Source organism: Vibrio sp. Vb2880 (genome assembly GCF_033337975.1).
GTDB classification, from domain to species: Bacteria; Pseudomonadota; Gammaproteobacteria; order Enterobacterales; family Vibrionaceae; genus Vibrio; species Vibrio alginolyticus.
Genome location: NZ_JAWORT010000005.1, coordinates 12504 through 32123, shown reverse-complemented (window position 1 = coordinate 32123; position 19620 = coordinate 12504). Strand labels below are relative to the sequence as shown.

The window sequence follows — 19620 nt, the reverse complement described above, 5'->3', positions numbered from 1 at the left end:
AGATTATGAAGAAACTGACAATGGCAATAGCATTGAGTCTGTTTTCTACTGACTTGCTCGCAGAACCGATGGCTTACCAAACCGAGTCTGGTATAGAGTTGATTCCCCTCGTAAAAACTTTCTACGAGGGAGATGACAACATCAATAAAGCGGAAAAATCCGGCAATGTAGAATCGGTCAATATTTGGGGTATAGAACCAAGCTTACTAGCACGTATAGAACGGAATCGCTATCGCGCAGATATTTTATATAAGTTAAAAGCTGGCTTTTCATCTGACGATCGCAACGACTTCGACGACCACACTTTTCAGTTTTCCAACTTTTTCGAATTTAATCATCGTCATCGTTTAGTGGTTGATTACCGTTTTCGCGCCCAGCATGAAGTTCGAGGAGAAGATATTACCGAAGGTAATGGTAGCGCAATCGACTCACCAATAGAGTTCAACCGTAACGATGTAAAAACCAATTATGTCTTTGGATCTAACGGTGCCAAAGGCAGACTCGAATTCGGTTTAGGCTATAGTGATAAAACCTATCAAAACTATCGTGACGGCTTGCCTGGGCGCCCAAACGCGAAAACTAAATACAACGATTTTCGAGCTCCCAATGCACATTTGGAGTTCTATTTAAGAGCGACGCCAAGAACCTATTGGTTAGTCGGAACAAACCAAATCGTAACCGAGTATCAGCACCGAAATTCTGCGCAGCCATCGAAAGATAACAACACCAGTTTCTATTACACCGGTGCCGAATGGGAAGTCACAGGAAAAACCAAAGGCATCGCTCGAATCGGTTATCAAATCAAAGATTTTGACAGCGCTCAACGAGAGACATTTAAAGGCTTTAGTTGGGATATCGGCTTTGAATGGTTGCCTCAAGAACAAACTCTAGTCAGCGTGAAAACCACTCAAGCGGCGGTTAACCCCGATCAAGATGGCGATTACAACCTACAAACTCGTTACCGACTGAACCTCAAGCACGATTGGAATAGTTACCTTGCAACTCGCTTAGGTGCTGTTTATCAACAAGATGATTACACGGGAATCTCCAGAAACGACGATCGGTACACTCTATCTTTTGGTATCGATTATCAGATCAAACGTTGGATACAGCTGCAAGCCGATTGGCAATACCAAGATAAAAACTCTAGCCGATCGGATTATAGCTTCGAACAAAATATTTGGACTTTAAGCGCACAGTTTTCTCTGTAAAAAGGATTATTAATGAAGGCATTCATCAAATTCATGAGTGTAGCGTTGTTGCTATTTAGCACTTTGGTCAACGCTGACTCAAACGAGGAAGATTACTTACTCGATACTGGCGATACCATTTCCGTGCAGGTCTATGGTGAAGAAGATCTTACGATTAAAAATATTCTAATAACGTCAGATGGCTACTTTGATTACCCCTACCTTGGCCGAATTAAAGCAATCAAAAAAACACCAAAACAACTCAAGTACGAAATAGAAACGGGCTTAAAAGGCGATTATCTCATCAATCCAAAAGTGATGGTCACCATCAATAACTTTCGTCTGTTTTACGTTAATGGCGAAGTCAGGAAACCTGGTGGATTTGAGTACCGTCCAGGGTTAACCATAGAGAAGGCCATCGCTCTAGCAGGTGGCTTGACCGACAGAGCCTCACGCAAAGGCATTAACCTCACCAAGCATAAAACAGGTCAAACGATGGAAGGGGTCAGTATGCACCGCAACGTTGAACCTGGTGACATTGTATTTATTGACCAGAGCTTCTTTTAAGTGACAGGGAATCAAATGAACGGGACTCATCCAAATAATCTCCAGATGAACAAAGTAGAACTGATTCGTTTTGGCCATCACTTCAAAGCGATTAAAAAGAATTGGCTAAACATCGCAGCATTCACGCTTCTGTTCTCATTAACTTGTACTTGGTATATCTACTCCAAAGCATCGATATACCAAGCTACAGCTACGCTACTCATCCAAGAGGAGCAAAAAAGCGCCCTTTCAATCGAGGAAGTATATGGCGTCGACACGACAAAAAAAGAGTACTTTCAAACGCAAATCGCCATTTTAAAATCGAATCATATTGCAGATAAGGTCATTAGAGAGCTGAACCTCACCCAATTACCTGAATTCACAAGCTCAGGGGGGTTAAATAAAAAAATCGACCAAATAAAGTCGATTCCTTTTGTTCAAGACCTACTGAATGTGGCACCAAGCCCAAAAGAAACCGCCCAGTTTTCAGAGTCCTATTATCAGGCACTTCAAGCTTTCAGAAGTAAACTCGATATTGAGCCAGTACGTAACACCCAATTAGTCAGAATTCGCTTTCGTTCTACCGATCCTAAGCTTGCGACGACAATCGCCAACGCGGTCGGCCAAGCCTACATTGACGCAAATTTTGAAGCCAAATTGGTCGTTACACAAAATGCGGCTACTTGGTTGACAAATAACTCTCAAAAATTGGAGGAGCGATTACGTAACTCGGAGCAAGCGCTGCAAGAATTCTTGTTAAAAGAAGGGTTGATCGATATAAACGGTATTGATGAAATTTACGCAAATGAGCTAGAAGAACTCACTCGCAAGCTGAATATCGCTGTTAATAAGCGTATTGAAGCGCAGACGTTAATCCAACTGTTACGACGTAAATCTTCGCAAAGTTTAGACAGCTTGTTGTCAATTGATGAATTCGCTAATCAAGCGCAAATCCGCGATCTAAAATTGTCGGAAGCACAGGCAGCCAAAAATCTCTCTGAACTGGCACAGCGCTACGGACCTAAGCATGATCGAATGATTCAGGCGAAAGCGCAGCTTGCTGAAATTCAATCTAGAACCCAGCAACTCATCCGTGACATTTCCTTCAGTAAGCAACAAGACCTTCTTGCTGCAAAAGCGCAAGAGGACATGCTTCGCGCAGAACTCGATAACAAAAAGTCAGACTTCCAATCGTTAGGGTCACAAAAAGCGCGTTACGAACAGTTAAAACGCGAGGTTGAATCCAATAAGGCACTCTATGAAGCGTTCTTAAATCGTGAGAAAGAGACCAACGCCACCAGCGACTACAAGAATGTCACTGCTCGCTTTACTGATAAAGCCATCATTCCTCTATTCCCGGTGGCACCACAACGAATCAAACTGGTACTAATTGCCACCTTTTTTGGCTTTGCCATTGCTTGCGCTCTAGTCATCATCTTAGAAACGATGCGAGAAGTTATCCGAAGCACAGCCGATGTGCAGGAAAAACTTGGTGTTACGTGTTTAGGTGTGATTCCTATGGTCAAAAAACGCAATTTGCGTAAAAACGGCGTCAGTTATACCGCGTATTTAGATGATGAAGAAAAGCTATTTAGTGAAGCTTGCCGCTCCGTCAGAACCTCGCTTCTGCTCAGATTAACCAACACGAAGCAAAAGATATTGCCCTTTACCTCTGCTATTCCAGAAGAAGGAAAAACATCAACCAGTATCAATATGGCGGTGTCGTTTTCAAAAATGGAAAAGGTGTTGATCATCGACTGCGATTTACGTCGACCTTCCATCGCAAAGCGATTCGGTATTGCTGAATCAAGCCCTGGCTTAACGCATATCCTGACGATGGATACGCCAATCAAAGATTGTGTTACACATATAAAAGAAGCCAACTTAGATGTATTATCGGCCGGCCTAATTCCGCCAAACCCACAGGAATTACTGGCTTCTGATCGCTTTAAAAAGTTGCTCGAACATTTTCAAAATAAGTATGACCGGATCATTATCGATACGCCGCCCCTACTGTCAGTGAGTGACGCACTTATTCTTGGTCAATATGCCAATGGTCTGATTACCGTCATTCGCTCAGAATCAACAAAATCATCACTGGTTAACCTTGCGTTATCTAAACAAATACAACACTCAGTTCCATCTCTTGGCGTCTTAATCACACAAGCCAAGGCCAAGGAAGGAGAGACGCTCTATGTCCAGAAATACGCCTACTAACGTAAACCTATCTTGGTACCAAACGTTGAAAAGCCAAGAACAGCCGGTATTGATCTATCAAATGGGCAAAGTAGGTTCGAGTGCATTAGAGCATTCCATTCCTAACTCGATTCACTTGCACGACCTTATGACCGTCGATGCGCAAAAACAAATATCCCCCGTTAGAGCGCAATTGCATAAGCCTCAGATCAATGCGTTAAAGCGACGACTAAAGCGTATAACGATGAGCCATATGTTAAAGCGCAAGAAAAAAGTTCGAATCATCTCGCTAGTGCGTGAACCGATCGGACGAAATGTCTCAATGTTCTTTCAAGCACTTCCTTTTTGGATGGCGGACAAATATCTAAAGGATGACAGCGCAATACGTACCGAACGACCTCAATTACTCCAAGAAGCATTTGATAAGCACATGAATCATCAATATGCGCTGCAGTGGTTTGACAACGAGATCAAACAACTAACAGGGATTGATGTGTTTAACGAGTCTTTTAATCACGAAGTAGGCTATCAAACATACCATAACAATAACTTCTCACTGTTGGTCATTCGAAGTGACAAGCTAACGAAGGCTAACTCCGCAGTTGAAGACTTTTTAGGTTACCCCGTGGATGTTGTTTATGAAAATCAATCAGACAACAAATGGTACTCGCCACTAATGAAAGAATTCAAAACGCAATTTCAACCTACACCCGAGTACGTTGAAGAAATGCTGAATTCTAAATTGACGAAGCACTTTTTCTCAAATGCAGAAATCACCGACCTTAAACAGCAATATCTGACCAATTAATCATGAAAACCAAGATTCTACATATTATTAATGATCTTTCTCAGAACGGCGGTGCTCAGAAGTTCTTAGTCGACCTTGTTTTAGAACATAAGCCTGAATACGAAATCAAAATTTTGGTCTTGTGTGATGAAAATGATTACTTACCAATGCTATCCGCCCAAGGCATAGAGTGTTTTAACTGGCGCACATTGCCATTGAGTGAGAAATTCTCTTTGCTGCGTTGGCCGGATGTCGTTCACGGGCACCTCTACCCTTCCATTTACCTAGCGCTATTGGCGGTAGGTAAAAAACGAATCCAGACTGAGCACTGTTCTTATAACCGTCGACGTGACTATCCGCTGTTTAAGTTCATGGAATACGTCTTATATTGGGGCCACGACTTGACAGTCAGTATTAGTGAAAAAGTACAAGATGAACTGGTGAAGTTCATGCCTCGCTACCAACACAAATATCACGTGGTGCACAATGGCGTTGATTTAAAAAGGTTTTCTATGACGCCAAGATGCGCCAGCCACCTAATCGACAAACCAGTTATCAAGATTGGAATGGTGGGCCGACTTCACCAACATAAAGATCATGAAACGCTTATCCAAGCACTTATCCATTTACCAAGACGATACGAACTCCACCTTGCGGGAGATGGAGAAAAAAAATCGTCACTGCAAGCATTGGCAACAAAAATCAACGTCGCGCAACGTGTTCACTTTCATGGCGTAGTTTCTGACATTCCTGCCTTTTTGAACGACATGGATATTTACGTGCAATCGTCGCACGTCGAAGGCTTTGGCTTGGCGGCGGTTGAGGCCATGGCAGCAGGCTTACCCGTATTATCATCGGACGTACCTGGTTTGGATGACGTCACCGGACGTGCCGAATATTTATTTCAGGTTGGTAACGCCACTGAACTGAGCCAAAAAGTGCTCCAGCTGTGTGAAAGTGTTAAGCGGTATGACGCTGCAAGTCAATACTCAGTCAATAGGGCCTCTCTCTACACCATCGATAAATTTCGTGAAGGTTACTATGGAATCTACCAGCAGCTTTGCGCCAACAAATAGTTCCGCGCCATCGAGCCATCGCGCCTCATTGCTTGCAGCATGCCTATTAGTATTGTTCTTTATTCCAATGAAGTTTCGTGCTGGAGGAATAGCGCTAGCCCCATCTGACATCGCAAGCCTTTTGTCTATTGGTTTTACTGCATTAGTGGTATTGGAAGGAAAAGCTGAAAAACTCATGCATCCCTGTATGGGGTTCCTCATATTGTTCACTGGGTATGTGTTCATAAATGGTCTGCTAAATCGCGTCCCTTTAATGCCGCTAATTATAGAAACTGTGCAATGGTTAGCGATTTTGTGCCTACTGAGCCTAATGTACGCCTATGGCGTGTTTGATGACGAACGGGTAATGGTTTATTTCACGTATCTGTTGTTTTTCATCTGTACGCTCGTTGCCTTATGGCACTTTGCTCAGGGCTATCAAAGCGGGTTTAAGTTACTCGGGGTAAGTAAATACGGGTTCGGTGTACTGTGCTCGCTACTGTACCTTTATCGAGATAAAATTCGCGCTTTCCACCTTTTGATGCTCGTAGCTTTAGTATTACTGGTGTTGTCACAAGAAAGAAAAGCGCTACTTGGTTTTTGTCTGCTTTTCTTCTTTGACCAACTGCTCGTAAAAAACTTAATGAGAAAATCGCTCAGCGAAACGTACACGTGGACAATTTTATTAGCCTTGAGCTTCATTGTGTTTACTGCCGTCACAACCACACTCTACGTTGGGTTTGAAACGCTAGCAGACACATTGGAAATAACCCAAGAAGACGTCTTATTTGCCAACCAAAGTGAAGCCCGCTGGGTATCGAATCTTCATAGAAAACTTTTACTTGCCAATGGGCTAGATATTTTACTTCAACACCCGGTGTTAGGTGTCGGCGCGAAAATGTTACCCAACTTTATGATCAGTTACTTTAACTATGATGAGCTGGCGATCTACACCCACAACTTTGTGTTAGATACCGCAATTGAATACGGATTGCTTGGTATCGGTCTGCTGTTTGGTGGTTATTTTCTTTTTATTCGCTTTTGCTTCCGCAGCCTTAATGAAAACAGAAAAAGCCTATTACTTGCGATATACGCCCTCATCATGGTGTTTTTCGTTGCGGTAAACACCACCATAATTTTAATACTCTTGTTACCCGTCATGATCAGCATGAGCAACGACTCACGGGCCATTGCTCATACTTTTCCGGTAAACCATCACCACGAATATGAATAATCAAGGATAGGATAGATGAAGTATTCAATCTCTCGACAATTTGAAAAGAACCGAGAACTCCAAGCTGATAATTTTGTTTTAGTTTACCAAATGGGCAAAGTTGGCTCCTCATCAATTGAGCACACGCTAGGGGAGAAAAATATCCCGAGCTATCACATCCACACCTTTGATGATCACGAAGAATTTCACATGTATCACAATAAAAAAGACGTGAGTAAATTCTTCGACTTCCGAAACCGCGCACTCTATCGCTTAGTGCTCAAGCAGCGAAAACGTATCTTACAAAAACGCGAGCAGATTAAAATCGTTACGCTGGTCCGCGATCCAATCGCAACTGTCTTTTCTCGCTTCTTTCAAGACCTCCATTTGCAATTTATCGAAGGCAAAAAGAATGATGCAATTCACCGAGATATGGAAGTCACGTATCAGCACCTCGAGCATTGCTTTGATAACTATATCAATCTCAACTATTTTGCGGACTGGTTCGACAACGAGTTAAAGCGTAATTTCAATATCGATGTGATGCGCCAAGAGCTGGACAACACTCAACCTTTCTTCATATTCCAGAACGATCAGGCCAACGTCATGCTAATCAAGTGCGAACAGCTCAGTTCTCTTGATAAAGAAATCGGTGAGTTTCTTGAGTTGCAAGACTTCGTGCTGAAAAACAGCAACGAAGCGAAAAACAAGTGGTACTCCAATATCCACCAACACTTTAAGAATCACTACGACTTCTCAAAACTGTTCTATATGTACGATCTTCCCTTGTATCGCCACGTTTATTCAGAGCAAGAGCGTGATGCTTTTAAACACAAATGGATGCAAACACCAGGGACAAAATCATCATGAAGAAAGTGCTCCATGTTACAGAAGCATTTGGAGGTGGCGTTCAAACTGCTCTCTATAGTTATGTTCACTCATCCAGAGACGAGCCTTATCAGCATTTCTTGCTAGCCAGAGCCCGAGAAAACGACTTGACCAATGAGAACAACCACCACATTTTCGTACAGACAAAGTGGGTAGAAGGCGGCTTGCTTCAATTTATTCGCGATGCAAACCACATGATTGCATCACTTGGTCCCGACGTCGTGCATTTGCACTCGAGTAAAGCAGGATTTCTCGGCCGATTTCTAAAGCTTGGCAAGGCACGCTTGGTTTACACACCGCACTGTTATGCCTTCGAACGTGAAGATATCTCAGAGCTTGCACGCCAGATCTATAAAGCACTAGAGAAAGTAAAACTGAGCAAAATTGATGTGGTTGCAGGCTGTAGCCAACGAGAGTGTGACCTAGCCATTAGCATTGGTGCGAAACGTGCCGAACTGCTCAACAACTACGTGTCTTATCAAAGTGAAGATCGTATAGAGCGAAACAAGCAAGAAGCGCTGAAGCTCGTTGTACTTGGTCGTGTCGCGCCCCAAAAAGATCCTCAGTTTCTTATCAGCACATTGCAGTTCCTTAATCGGTATGCGCTTAACCGCCCGATAGAGATCACATGGATAGGTGGCGGTGACCAAGTACTCGAACAGAAATTACGTACTGAAAATGTGGATGTAACGGGTATGCTGCCTCGCGATGAGGTAGTTGAAAAGCTCAAGGGTTCAGACCTTTATCTACACACTGCAGCATGGGAAGGGATGCCGTTAACCATTCTAGAAGCATCCAAGTTACATCTTCCTATGGTTATTCGGACCATCGGCGCAACCAAAGATCTCAACTACCCGTTTTTAGCGCTCACACCTGAAGAAATGGCCAAGCAGATCGCGCATTGTGTCAATTATTATGAAGAGATCGATTTTCGCCAATATACAGCAGAATTAAACGATGCCTTCAGTGAAGAAAAACAGCGCCTAGCACTCAATAAACTATACGGTTAAATGCTCCTATGTTTCACACTGTTCAACAAAAATTACTGTTGATGCCCAGCGGTAAAAAAAGCTTGTTATCTACCGGATTAAAAACCGCAATCACGCGTGTGTTGAGTGCGCTATTTGCTTTTTTACTGACTCTGATTGTATCGAAGACCAGTGACGCTTCGACGGCCGGTCAATTTTTCTTTTTATTCAACCTAGTCTCGCTACTCGCTATCGTTTCTCAGCTAGGTTTTGATGTCTCGTTAGTTCGTTACAATGCGATCGCTTTTAATAACAAAGAGAAGCTTGAACAAAGCCAAAACTATAAAACCGCACTTTATCGAAGTATGGCATTTTGCTTGCTCGCCATAGGCGTTTTGTTGGCAGGGTTTAATCTGTTTCCAGAACAGCTAAACCAGACTCAATCACCAATGTATGCGATTACTTTATGCTTGCTTTGCATACCTTTCTTGGTGCTTGCGCAAACCAACAGTCGGGTGCTTCAAGCATGTAGAAAAGTTGTATCATCTCTGTTTGCGTTGCAGCTTGGGGTAAGCATGTTGATGGTCATTTTTGTCTTTGCCCTAGACTATATCGGTCAGCAAAATATCAACAATCTAATGACCGCACTGCTTTTAGCGAGCATAGGTGTCGCGGTCATATCTAGTGCCAATTGGCTTGGCTCAGATCAATATCAAACATCGGCTTTCGTACCAAACAAAAAAATGGTCTCTTCTGCCAAGCAAGTCTGGGTTGGCAGTATCTTCACGAATGTTCTTCAATGGGGAAGCCTTGTTATTACGGGCTTTTTTATCTCAACAGCGGAACTCGGTTTGTTAGCCGCAGCCCAACGTACATCACTACTGATTGGCTTCGTGCTGATTACCATTAACTTTGTGGTCGCCCCGATGTTTGCGTCTCTCTACAAAGAGCGTCAAATGCGCAAACTGCAGAACCTGAGCCGCTTGGCGTGCCGAGCTAATGTTGGTTTAGCGATTGTACCCGTAATTATTTGCACCCTCTTCCCCGAGTTTGTAATGCAGTTTTTTGGTGAGGAGTTTCTCGCCGCGGCGCCACTATTAGTCGTCCTTTCTCTGGGGCAGTTAGTCAATGTTGCGACTGGTTCAGTAGGTTTTTTATTATTAATGAGTGGTCATGAGAGAACCATGAAATACATTACAATTTCCTCCGGTACGGTGTCCATCTGCCTACTTGTTACGCTTTGCCAAATGTTTGGGGTGATTGGTGCAGCGTGGGCAATGGCAATTGGCATGGCTATCCAGAATTTAGCTGCACTGTACTTTGTAAAACGTTACTTAGGCTTCTTTCCAATAGGTTAATTATGGCTTTAATACTGGCACGCACGAGTTTTGTTTTAGTCCTGATGCTAACCGCTTCACTCTCTTTGTGGAAAAGCTCTGACTTACACCATACTGCTTACCTGCAAATGGAAACCTACTTAGGCGGATCGAGTACGCTTCACTTTACTTTCAGTTTATTGATCGGCTTTTTATCGGTCTTCACGTTCCCTTCTCTGGTGAGCTCGAATAAAACCGACGTTTTTGGGATTCGTCTTTTGCTACTGCTGTTGGCTATCGTTTCAATGGAAGAAATAAGCCAACTTTTTATTCCAAATCGATCATTTAGTTTTGATGATCTCAGCACCAACTGGATAGGCGTTATCTCAGGTTACTTTAGTGCCAAGTTAATTCGCTTCATCCGCACTCGATCGTTCTAGTAATACAGGAATCTCTGGGGGGATTTGGGTATATAATTACGCCAAACAACCAGACTAACGAGTACATCATGCCATCTCATCCAACCAAGATTACTTTTTTTGAATTCTTAACCCCGTTGATCACGTCAGGCAAAAAGACGATAACGATTCGAGATGAATCAGAAAGCCATTACGTTCCCAATACAGAAGTCGAAGTTTTTACCTTAGAAACGGATCGTAAAGTCTGCGATATCAAGATACGTTCTGTAGAACCACTTCACTTTGAAGATATTAATGAGTTTCATGCAGAACAAGAAGCCATCGAACTACCAAAACTCAAGCAGTTAATTCGAGAAATCTACCCAAATACCGACACGCTCTTTGTTATTGAGTATGAGCTGATTAAATAACCCACAACAAACACTAGACGACTGGTCTAATTCATTCTATAGTACACTCCATGAACGCAAAGACGAATGACACACGCCAACATATTCTCGACGTCGGATACGAGTTGATCGTAAACCGAGGGTTCACGAGTGTTGGTCTTTCAGAGCTATTAAAAAAGGCCGCAGTGCCAAAAGGCTCGTTTTATCATTACTTCAAGTCCAAAGAACAATTTGGTGAAGCGATGATTCAAGACTACTTTACTAAGTATTTTGAGCGTTTAAACGCACGCTTTACCAATACTGAACTGAGTGGCTACCAACGCCTAATGAGCTATTTCGAAGAAATGGTCAAAGTAGAAGACGACGTGTGTAATGCGAACAAATGTTTATTGGTTAAGTTAAGTGCAGAAGTCTCCGATCTCTCTGAGTCAATGCGCTTGGCATTACGCCAAGGAGCAGACAAAACCATTCAAGCGATAGCGGATTGCATTGACATCGGCATTCAAGATGGCTCAATCCCCAATGGTGACAGTGCGTTATTAGCAAGGCAGATATACTACCTTTGGAATGGCGCTAGCTTGCTGAACAAACTTTATCAAGATCAGGCAGCATTGACGCAAAGTCTGACCTATACTCAACACTTACTGCAGAATACGCGCACTTGCCCATAACGGGCGGCGTGGAAGCAGAATGAACACCCTACACACGTTTCACTGTCAGAAAAAGCGTCAGTGTTAACACAGTAAACCTTCCCGCTTTACATAAGCGGGATATTTTGAAACAAACACTAGACGACCGGTCTAATCAACAAGTGAGATAGATATGACTAACGCAACAAATCGCAGAATAGTACTCGCGTCACGTCCCCATGGTGCACCGACACAAGAAAACTTTCGTTTAGAAGAGGTAACGAAACCGACTCCGAAAGAGGGTGAAATGCTATTGAGAACGGTTTATTTATCTCTAGATCCATACATGCGTGGTCGCATGAGTGATGCTGAATCATACGCTGACCCTGTTGCAATTGATGACGTAATGGTCGGTGGTACAGTTTGTCAGGTAGAAGCATCAAACCACCCAGATTACGAAGCAGGTGAATGGGTTCTTGCCTACACTGTTGGCTGGCAAGACTACGCTATCTCAACTGGTGAGATGGTCATTAAACTTGGTAAAGAACCGAAAAATCCTTCTTACGCGCTAGGCGTTGCAGGTATGCCAGGATTTACCGCGTACATGGGTTTACTCGACATTGGTCAGCCAAAACCAGGGGAAACCATCGTGGTAGCAGCTGCTACGGGGCCTGTAGGCGCAACAGTTGGTCAAATTGGTAAAATCAAAGGTTGCCGAGTTGTTGGTATAGCAGGCGGAGAAGAAAAGTGCCGTTACGCTAAAGAGGTGCTTGGTTTCGATGAGTGTATTGATCACAAAGCTGAAGACTTTGCAGAACAACTGAAAAATGCCTGTGACAAAGGTATCGATGTTTACTTCGAAAACGTAGGTGGCAAAGTATTCGAGGCTGTAATGCCACTTCTGAATACAAATGCGCGTATCCCACTTTGTGGTTTGATTTCTCAGTACAACGCGACAGAGCTGCCTGAAGGTACCGACCATCTTCCATTACTAATGGGTAAGCTCCTGACCAAACGAATCAAGGTGCAAGGCTTCATCATTTTTGATGATTACGGACATCGTTACGGTGAATTTGCGCAAGATATTAATCAATGGTTGGCAGAAGGAAAGATCCAATACCGCGAACATCTAGTACAAGGACTGGATAATGCGCCAGAAGCATTCATCGGTCTGTTGGAAGGTAAGAATTTCGGCAAGCTTGTAGTACAGATTAACGACCCATTATAAAAAGGGATATGTAAATGATTAAACTTCACCACCTCAATCAGTCTCGTTCAAAGCGCATCATTTGGTTACTTGAAGAGCTAGATGTAAATTACGAGATTGTACCCTATGTCCGTGATTCCGTGACCTTCATGGCACCGCCAGAACTAAAAAGTGTTCACCCATTAGGAAAGTCACCTGTTCTTGAAGATAACGGCGAGATTATCATTGAGTCAGGTGCAATGACCGAATATTTGATTGAGAAATACAGTGACGGAGCCTTTGCTCCTGAGCGTGGTACAAAAGCACACACAGAATATTTGCAATGGATGCACTTTGCAGAAAGCTCTGCAATTTTACCTATGCTGCTAAAAATCTTCGTAAGCAAAGAGCCAAATGAAACTCAGTTTTTATCAGGCTATGCCGACAAGGAAGCAATGAATGTACTAGGCTACTTCGAGCAATCCTTAGAAGGCAAAACTTACCTAGTAGAAGAGCGTCTGACTGGCGCTGACATCATGATGTCTTTCATTGTCGAATTGGTTCAAAAGTTTGGTTTAGTTAATCACTTCCCTAATACTGAACGTTATGGGAAACAGCTCGCGACACACCCAGCATTTGCAAAAGCTGAACAACTTGAAGTGAAGTACTCTTAATTACTTCCCCCCTTTCGCCCCTTTGATGACACGTAAAACTTCATTTAAGGGGCGATATTACTAGCATCGCAGACACGTTAACTGGATAGCGCTCCCCCCCCAGTCAATCGCTTTCGAGAACGCCGATTGTTATGTCAATCAAGCTAATGTAGTAAATTTCTGATTCTAATATAGTTTCGACCATAGTCACCATCTATTGAATTGATAAGCAATATCAGTTTTCTCCCCCAGCTTTTCCGTAATAACCTCCTCTACAGTTTCTAAGGTATTGAACCCTGGAGGGGGAAGAAAAATGACAAACAAGAAATTGACTACAGCAGCAGGCTGCCCTGTCGCACATAACCAAAACGTTATGACTGCAGGTCCTCGTGGCCCTCAACTATTACAAGACGTTTGGTTCCTTGAAAAATTGGCACACTTTGACCGCGAAGTGATCCCTGAGCGTCGTATGCACGCAAAAGGTTCTGGTGCTTACGGTACGTTCACAGTAACGCACGACATCACAAAATACACTCGCGCTAAGATCTTCTCTGACATCGGCAAAAAAACAGAACTATTCGCTCGCTTCACTACTGTAGCTGGTGAGCGCGGTGCAGCAGACGCAGAACGTGACATCCGTGGTTTCGCACTAAAATTCTATACTGAAGAAGGTAACTGGGACTTGGTTGGTAACAACACACCAGTATTCTTCCTACGTGACCCACTAAAATTCCCAGACCTAAACCACGCAGTAAAACGCGACCCTCGCACTAACATGCGTAGCTCTACCAACAACTGGGATTTCTGGACATCACTACCAGAAGCATTCCACCAAGTGACTATCGTAATGAGTGACCGTGGTATCCCAGCTTCTTACCGTCATATGCATGGTTTTGGTAGCCACACATTCAGCTTCATCAACGCAGAAAACGAGCGTTACTGGGTGAAATTCCACTTCAAAACTCAGCAAGGCATCAAGAACCTGACTGACCAAGAAGCAGAAGCGATCGTAGGTAAAGACCGCGAAAGCCATCACCGTGACCTTTACGAAGCGATTGAGCGCCAAGACTTCCCTAAATGGAAGATGTACGTACAGGTCATGCCTGAGCTAGAAGCGGATGAAGTCAACTTCAACCCATTCGACCTAACACGTGTATGGTCTCAAAAAGATTACCCACTGATCCCAGTTGGTGAGTTCGAACTGAACCGTAACCCAGAAAACTTCTACGCAGAAGTTGAGCAATCAGCGTTCAACCCAGCAGCAGTCGTACCTGGTATCGGCTTCTCTCCAGATAAAATGCTACAAGGTCGTCTGTTCGCTTACGGCGATGCTCAGCGTTACCGTCTAGGTGTGAACCACCATCAAATCCCAGTGAACGCACCTCGTTGCCCTGTTCACAGCTACCACCGCGATGGCGCAATGCGCGTTGATGGCAACTTTGGTTCAACACTAGGTTACGAGCCAAACTACAAACAAGAATGGGCAGAGCAACCAGATTACTCTGAGCCACCTCTACGCATCAACGGCAACGCTGATCACTACGATCACCGTGTAGACGAAGACTACTTCAGCCAAGCGGGTGACCTATTCCGTCTGATGAGTGAAGAGCAACGTCAAACTCTGTTCGACAACACAGCTCGCGCAATGGACGGTGTACCAGAGTTCATCCAACAGCGCCACGTTCAACACGCATACCAAGCGGACGAAGCGTACGGCAAAGGTCTTGAGATTGCACTAGGCTTAAACAAGTAAGCGAACGCTGTGATCGTCACGCTGTGTGATTAAAAGACATAAAAAAGGAGGTGCCCAACAGCACCTCCTGATTTCAAATCACTAATCCTTAATCACTAGCCACAACCAATGCTCAAGGAGATTCATTATGATTAACTTAGATTTCTTTAAGCTCTTTGATACCAAAGAACTGTTTATCTATTACTGATTCATCAACTACTGATTTTTAGCTACCGCTTTGATCAGTACTGATGTATCCATGCGACCTAAACCATCACGTTGAAGGTCTGCGTATTGCTCATCCACTTTCTTAGTCAGTGGAAGTTCTAGACCCACTCGCTCAGCTTCTTGCAGACAGAAACCTAAGTCTTTGCGCATCCAATCAATAGCGAAGCCAAAATCGAACTTGTCTTCAGCCATCGTATTTGCGCGGTTTTCCATCTGCCAAGAACCTGCAGCGCCATGCTTAAGTGTTTCTACAACTTGAGCAATGTCCAAGCCTGATTTTTGTGCTAGCAACAAAGCTTCACTCAGACCTTGTAAAACGCCTCCAATACAGATTTGGTTTACCATCTTACAGCGTTGACCCTGACCGTTTTCACCCAGTAGCGTCATCTGCTTCGCGTACACATCCATCGCCGGAGACACACGGTCAAAAATGCTTTGTTCACCACCACACATGATGGTTAGAACACCATTTTCTGCGCCCGCTTGACCACCAGAAACTGGCGCATCAATAAAGTGATTACCGTACTTAACACAAGCTTCAGCCAGCTCAACCGCTAGGTCTGCAGAAGTGGTCGTGTGATCGACTAGCACTGCGTCCGCTTTCAAACCGACCAGAATGCCCTCTTCACCGTAAACAACGCTACGAACGTCATCATCATTACCCACACAGGTAAAAACGATGTCACAGCCTTCTGCCGCTTCACGTGGTGTTTCACAAGCTACGCCTTGGTATTCTTCAGCCCATTTGTCGGCTTTCGCTTTTGTGCGGTTGTATACTTTGGTTTCAAAGCCCGCTTTACTTAGGTAACCAGCCATTGGGTATCCCATCACACCCAGACCAATAAATGCTACTCGTTGTTTTTCCATTGCACGCTTCCCTTAGTTCACCTGACTGAAATGTTTCGTAACATGCTACTAAAGAATTGAAATCATTACTCGTGATTTCTCTTTCCTCGGTCTCGATGATCCTGCATTGCAGTCCGTTTATTGCGCCTTCTACCCCCCTTTACTTGACGATTAGCGTAACAGTCAAAGCACTTACAAAGGTTCACTACTGCTTAGCGTGGAACATCGCTTGCCCACTCTTGTCCTTGTTCGACCAGAAATTGATGTTGAACTGAGCATCATCGCTCATCTCAATGCGGTGCCAGTACTGCGGTGGACTTGTAGCAAACTGGCCTGCATTAATCACCACCACTACTTCTGCTTCTGTGGCATTTTCATCAGCAAAGCCGTAGTAAGTCACTTGCCCTTCCATGACGCACAGCTGCCCAAACACACCCTCAGCGGTATTGTGATGAGTCAGTAGCGCTGGTGGCACATTGTCTTTAGTGAAGAAAGGCGTTGAACGTTGAACAGTCCAGTCTTTAGGAATTCGTAGATGCGACATAATAATACCCTCTCTAATTACAATTCTTTTCGTTTAAATCGGTTAAGCCTGACCGGCTTGAGACAACTCTCGAAGCAATGGAAATGCTTGCGTAACTTGTTCTCCCGTCACGACGAAGCCCATGAGTCGGCTATTTTCATCCTCTGCTTTCGCGGCAATGCCAGTTTGAGAAATCTGCACGCTCCAGTTCGTCACCGAACTAAAATCGCCTGCCAATTGAATTGGGTAGCTCGGCGTTTTGACCTTTACCATCATGGGCGGTAGTTTCAACTCTGCTTCTTGCCCCAGTAGTTGTTTGCCCAAAGCATTGGCACTTAGCACGATCGGTTGGAGGTACGGCATCATTCGACCTTGGATCTCAGCACAATCGCCTAATGCGAACACATTGGCTGCTGATGTCTGTAATCGAGCATCCACCTCGATGCCTTTATTGACACTCAACCCACAAGCCTTCGCTAACCAAGTGTTAGCACGTAAACCCGCAGCTGAAATCACTACATCGGCTTCGATGTCCTTACCTTTGCTCAAGCTTGCCACCAGCGAATCATCCGAGTGATTGATCGCGACAACTCCAGTCTCTAAGGCAAGTTGAATACCTTGCTGCTTAAGTTGATTCTCCAGCGGCAATGCAACAAATTCAGGAATCAAGTTAGCGAGCAAACGGGGATTTGGCTCAACCACCGTAACGGCTTTACCACTGGTTGCGAGATCCATGGCGATCTCGACGCCGATCAAACCACCACCCATTACTAGAATTCGTTCCGCGCGGCTAATTTGCTCTTCCGCTAATTGATATTCTTGCAGCGAGTTCAGCGTTATCACCTCAGGTGCTGCACCACCAGATATTGGCGGCACAAAGGCTTTCGCGCCTGTCGCAAACACCAGTTTGGAATAAGGATAGGTTTGGCCGTTGGCGACCACTTGCTGAGCTTGCACGTCGACATGCTCAACCTTGGTATGGGCGAACAGTTCGATGTTGTGTTCCTGTGCAAACGCCTCACCACTTTTAACTACCAAGTCTCGGGCAGTTTGCTTGTTACTGAATACATGACTCAAATCAGGCTTGTTGTATTCCGCGCCATCATCAGCAGTAAACACTTGCAGCGGAATATGTGCGTCCATTCGACGCACTGTTTTCACCAATTGGTAAGCCGCAAAGCCGCTACCAATAATCACAATAGGTGCTTGCATATTCCCTCCTAACCGTTGTATTCAACGAAAACGTCTTTACCTAAATGGCATTCTGGGCACAAGAAGTAATCTGGCACTTCCGACCAAGCTGTACCCGGTTCAACACCTTGGTTAGGCTCGCCTTTAGCTGGGTCGTATACCCAATTACAAACCGTACAAACCATGCATTGACAACCTGCAGGATGCGCCTCGGTACTAGGGTTGCTAGGAGCAGTATCTACTACCGCCTGTGTTGTAGCTGGCGCAGCAGGTTGTGATTGAACTTGTGGTGCAGACGCAGCAATTGCCGGAGAAATAACAGGACTTGTCAGGTCATGCTTTGCCCATAATTTCGCGATGTTTTGACCATGTTCGCGACATTCACGCATCGCTTTACCATCTGGTCGCCATTTGGTTTTCAAACTCACTGCGGTTTCAAAGCCTGCGTCGGTCAATCGAGCATGGATACGATCCACCGCGCCACCATTCCAACCGTAACTACCGAATGCAGCGGCTTTCTTCGCTTTAAAGCGCAGACCGGTAATTTCTTCTAGCATGCCTGCGATCTTCGGCATCATGACGTTATTCATGGTAGAAGAACCAACCAAGATGCCTTTTGAGCGGAATACGTTGGCGAGAATTTCATTCTTATCATGCTTAGAGACATTAAAGACTTTGACCGCCACACCAGGATCGACATCGTGAATGCCTTGCGCGATTGCATCGGCCATCATTCGAGTGTTGTTTGACATTGAATCGTAGAAAATCGTAATGCGATCTTCTTGATAATTGTCTGCCCATGCTAAGTATTGCTCGATGATTTGAACCGGATTATCGCGCCATACAATACCGTGTGACGTGGCGATCATGTCGACAGGCAAATTGAAGCTCAGCACTTCTTTGATTTTTGCGGTTACCAAGCTGCTGAATGGCGTTAAGATATTTGAGTAGTAACGCAAACACTGTTCCATCAACTCATTTTGATCCACTTCATCATTGAACAGACGTTCATCGCAATAGTGCTGACCAAATGCGTCATTGCTGAATAACACTGCATCGCCCGTTAGGTAAGTCATCATGCTGTCTGGCCAATGCAGCATCGGTGCTTCCACGAAGACTAATTGCTTACCGTTACCAATATCGATACTGTCGCCCGTTTTTACGGTTTTGAAGTTCCACTCAGGATGGTGGTGATGACCCACAATCGAATCAATCGCCGCTTCTGTACAGTAAATTGGTGTGTTCGGAATTTTCTCCATCAATGCCGACAATGCACCTGAGTGATCTTCTTCTGCATGGTTTACCACGATAAAGTCGATAGACTTAAGGTCGATTTCCATCTCTAAATTTTGGATGAATTGTTGACTGAATCGATGATCGACCGTATCAATCAATACGGTTTTCTCTTCACGAATTAGATAACTGTTGTAGCTGGTACCTTTTGTCATTTTGTATTCTGTACCGTGGAAGTCTTGAACTTCCCAATCGCGTTGACCTACCCAGTGGATGTTGTTTTTTACGTGAATTGTCATAATTACTACCTTGAATGACGGGATAAACAAAAATAATTTCTTCTTGTATTGCACTGGGCGTGCCAACTTCTAATTGCTATATATTTCAATAGCTTAATTGAAAACCAACTTTAATGACTGTCATTGAGACACA

Annotated in this window: 19 protein-coding genes; 15 read left to right on the top strand and 4 right to left on the bottom strand. The window is 44.2% G+C overall.

Going from position 1 to position 19620, the window contains the following annotated elements; translation table 11 throughout:
* Positions 1-5: 5 nt before the first annotated feature.
* The 15 genes from R7M92_RS07170 (at position 6) to R7M92_RS07100 (ending at position 15188) form a co-directional block, all read left to right on the top strand.
* Complete coding sequence (locus R7M92_RS07170) at positions 6-1211, top strand: outer membrane beta-barrel protein (RefSeq protein WP_213867401.1); 1206 nt, start codon at positions 6-8, stop codon at positions 1209-1211.
* 12 nt (positions 1212-1223) lie between these two features.
* Positions 1224-1757 carry a polysaccharide biosynthesis/export family protein gene (locus R7M92_RS07165; RefSeq protein ID WP_005375265.1) on the top strand — a complete coding sequence of 178 codons (534 nt, stop codon included), beginning with the start codon at positions 1224-1226 and terminating at the stop codon, positions 1755-1757.
* Positions 1758-1772: 15 nt separating this feature from the next.
* Positions 1773-3953, top strand: a complete 2181-nt coding sequence (locus R7M92_RS07160; RefSeq protein WP_318133008.1) for a polysaccharide biosynthesis tyrosine autokinase — start codon at positions 1773-1775, stop codon at positions 3951-3953.
* Positions 3931-4740: a putative capsular polysaccharide synthesis family protein gene (locus R7M92_RS07155; protein WP_005375261.1), complete on the top strand. Its 810-nt coding sequence runs from the start codon at positions 3931-3933 to the stop codon at positions 4738-4740. The genes R7M92_RS07160 and R7M92_RS07155 overlap by 23 nt, the downstream gene beginning before the upstream one ends.
* Before the next feature lie 2 nt (positions 4741-4742).
* Positions 4743-5795: a glycosyltransferase gene (locus R7M92_RS07150; RefSeq protein ID WP_253657192.1), complete on the top strand. Its 1053-nt coding sequence runs from the start codon at positions 4743-4745 to the stop codon at positions 5793-5795.
* Positions 5761-7008 carry an O-antigen ligase family protein gene (locus tag R7M92_RS07145; RefSeq protein ID WP_318133006.1) on the top strand — a complete coding sequence of 416 codons (1248 nt, stop codon included), beginning with the start codon at positions 5761-5763 and terminating at the stop codon, positions 7006-7008. Before R7M92_RS07150 ends, R7M92_RS07145 begins: the two co-directional genes overlap by 35 nt.
* A 15-nt stretch (positions 7009-7023) precedes the next feature.
* Positions 7024-7857 (top strand): putative capsular polysaccharide synthesis family protein, encoded by an 834-nt coding sequence (locus R7M92_RS07140; protein WP_318133005.1) that lies wholly within the window; start codon positions 7024-7026, stop codon positions 7855-7857.
* Positions 7854-8885, top strand: coding sequence for a glycosyltransferase family 4 protein (locus tag R7M92_RS07135; RefSeq protein WP_258477454.1), 1032 nt, complete (start codon positions 7854-7856; stop codon positions 8883-8885). The genes R7M92_RS07140 and R7M92_RS07135 overlap by 4 nt, the downstream gene beginning before the upstream one ends.
* Before the next feature lie 8 nt (positions 8886-8893).
* A complete protein-coding gene (locus R7M92_RS07130; protein ID WP_021707644.1) occupies positions 8894-10201 on the top strand; it encodes an oligosaccharide flippase family protein in 1308 nt (435 codons plus the stop codon).
* A 2-nt stretch (positions 10202-10203) separates the two neighbouring features.
* Entirely contained in the window at positions 10204-10599 is a 396-nt protein-coding gene (locus tag R7M92_RS07125; protein ID WP_053350073.1) for a VanZ family protein, read from the top strand.
* A gap of 68 nt (positions 10600-10667) precedes the next feature.
* On the top strand, positions 10668-10988 hold the full coding sequence (gene yqfB / locus R7M92_RS07120) for a N(4)-acetylcytidine aminohydrolase (protein ID WP_005385855.1): 321 nt from the start codon (positions 10668-10670) through the stop codon (positions 10986-10988).
* A gap of 50 nt (positions 10989-11038) precedes the next feature.
* On the top strand, positions 11039-11638 hold the full coding sequence (locus tag R7M92_RS07115; RefSeq protein ID WP_005385858.1) for a TetR/AcrR family transcriptional regulator: 600 nt from the start codon (positions 11039-11041) through the stop codon (positions 11636-11638).
* Between the two features lie 151 nt (positions 11639-11789).
* Positions 11790-12824 carry an NADP-dependent oxidoreductase gene (locus R7M92_RS07110; RefSeq protein ID WP_170893371.1) on the top strand — a complete coding sequence of 345 codons (1035 nt, stop codon included), beginning with the start codon at positions 11790-11792 and terminating at the stop codon, positions 12822-12824.
* 14 nt (positions 12825-12838) lie between these two features.
* The gene (locus R7M92_RS07105; RefSeq protein ID WP_318133003.1) at positions 12839-13456 is read left to right on the top strand and encodes a glutathione S-transferase; all 618 of its coding nucleotides are present in this window, start codon (positions 12839-12841) and stop codon (positions 13454-13456) included.
* Between the two features lie 292 nt (positions 13457-13748).
* Positions 13749-15188, top strand: a complete 1440-nt coding sequence (locus R7M92_RS07100; protein WP_318133001.1) for a catalase — start codon at positions 13749-13751, stop codon at positions 15186-15188.
* Positions 15189-15383: 195 nt separating this feature from the next.
* On the opposite strand, the gene R7M92_RS07095 is transcribed toward R7M92_RS07100, so the two are convergent.
* The 4 genes from R7M92_RS07095 to norV all read right to left on the bottom strand — a co-directional run bounded on the left by R7M92_RS07095 (position 15384) and on the right by norV (position 19487).
* Positions 15384-16262, bottom strand: coding sequence for an NAD(P)-dependent oxidoreductase (locus R7M92_RS07095; protein ID WP_017821261.1), 879 nt, complete (start codon positions 16260-16262; stop codon positions 15384-15386).
* A gap of 184 nt (positions 16263-16446) precedes the next feature.
* On the bottom strand, positions 16447-16785 hold the full coding sequence (locus R7M92_RS07090) for a DUF1971 domain-containing protein (RefSeq protein ID WP_005375231.1): 339 nt from the start codon (positions 16783-16785) through the stop codon (positions 16447-16449).
* 42 nt (positions 16786-16827) lie between these two features.
* On the bottom strand, positions 16828-17976 hold the full coding sequence (gene norW / locus R7M92_RS07085; RefSeq protein ID WP_318133000.1) for an NADH:flavorubredoxin reductase NorW: 1149 nt from the start codon (positions 17974-17976) through the stop codon (positions 16828-16830).
* An 8-nt stretch (positions 17977-17984) separates the two neighbouring features.
* The gene (gene norV, locus R7M92_RS07080) at positions 17985-19487 is read right to left on the bottom strand and encodes an anaerobic nitric oxide reductase flavorubredoxin (RefSeq protein ID WP_017821263.1); all 1503 of its coding nucleotides are present in this window, start codon (positions 19485-19487) and stop codon (positions 17985-17987) included.
* Between the last annotated feature and the right edge of the window lie 133 nt (positions 19488-19620).

Coding starts and splice junctions, on each gene's coding strand:
- R7M92_RS07170 (WP_213867401.1), top strand. CDS start 6: ATGAAGAAACTGACAATGGCAATAGCATTGAGTCTGTTTTCTACTGAC.
- R7M92_RS07165 (WP_005375265.1), top strand. CDS start 1,224: ATGAAGGCATTCATCAAATTCATGAGTGTAGCGTTGTTGCTATTTAGC.
- R7M92_RS07160 (WP_318133008.1), top strand. CDS start 1,773: ATGAACGGGACTCATCCAAATAATCTCCAGATGAACAAAGTAGAACTG.
- R7M92_RS07155 (WP_005375261.1), top strand. CDS start 3,931: ATGTCCAGAAATACGCCTACTAACGTAAACCTATCTTGGTACCAAACG.
- R7M92_RS07150 (WP_253657192.1), top strand. CDS start 4,743: ATGAAAACCAAGATTCTACATATTATTAATGATCTTTCTCAGAACGGC.
- R7M92_RS07145 (WP_318133006.1), top strand. CDS start 5,761: ATGGAATCTACCAGCAGCTTTGCGCCAACAAATAGTTCCGCGCCATCG.
- R7M92_RS07140 (WP_318133005.1), top strand. CDS start 7,024: ATGAAGTATTCAATCTCTCGACAATTTGAAAAGAACCGAGAACTCCAA.
- R7M92_RS07135 (WP_258477454.1), top strand. CDS start 7,854: ATGAAGAAAGTGCTCCATGTTACAGAAGCATTTGGAGGTGGCGTTCAA.
- R7M92_RS07130 (WP_021707644.1), top strand. CDS start 8,894: ATGTTTCACACTGTTCAACAAAAATTACTGTTGATGCCCAGCGGTAAA.
- R7M92_RS07125 (WP_053350073.1), top strand. CDS start 10,204: ATGGCTTTAATACTGGCACGCACGAGTTTTGTTTTAGTCCTGATGCTA.
- yqfB (WP_005385855.1), top strand. CDS start 10,668: ATGCCATCTCATCCAACCAAGATTACTTTTTTTGAATTCTTAACCCCG.
- R7M92_RS07115 (WP_005385858.1), top strand. CDS start 11,039: ATGAACGCAAAGACGAATGACACACGCCAACATATTCTCGACGTCGGA.
- R7M92_RS07110 (WP_170893371.1), top strand. CDS start 11,790: ATGACTAACGCAACAAATCGCAGAATAGTACTCGCGTCACGTCCCCAT.
- R7M92_RS07105 (WP_318133003.1), top strand. CDS start 12,839: ATGATTAAACTTCACCACCTCAATCAGTCTCGTTCAAAGCGCATCATT.
- R7M92_RS07100 (WP_318133001.1), top strand. CDS start 13,749: ATGACAAACAAGAAATTGACTACAGCAGCAGGCTGCCCTGTCGCACAT.
- R7M92_RS07095 (WP_017821261.1), bottom strand. CDS start 16,262: ATGGAAAAACAACGAGTAGCATTTATTGGTCTGGGTGTGATGGGATAC.
- R7M92_RS07090 (WP_005375231.1), bottom strand. CDS start 16,785: ATGTCGCATCTACGAATTCCTAAAGACTGGACTGTTCAACGTTCAACG.
- norW (WP_318133000.1), bottom strand. CDS start 17,976: ATGCAAGCACCTATTGTGATTATTGGTAGCGGCTTTGCGGCTTACCAA.
- norV (WP_017821263.1), bottom strand. CDS start 19,487: ATGACAATTCACGTAAAAAACAACATCCACTGGGTAGGTCAACGCGAT.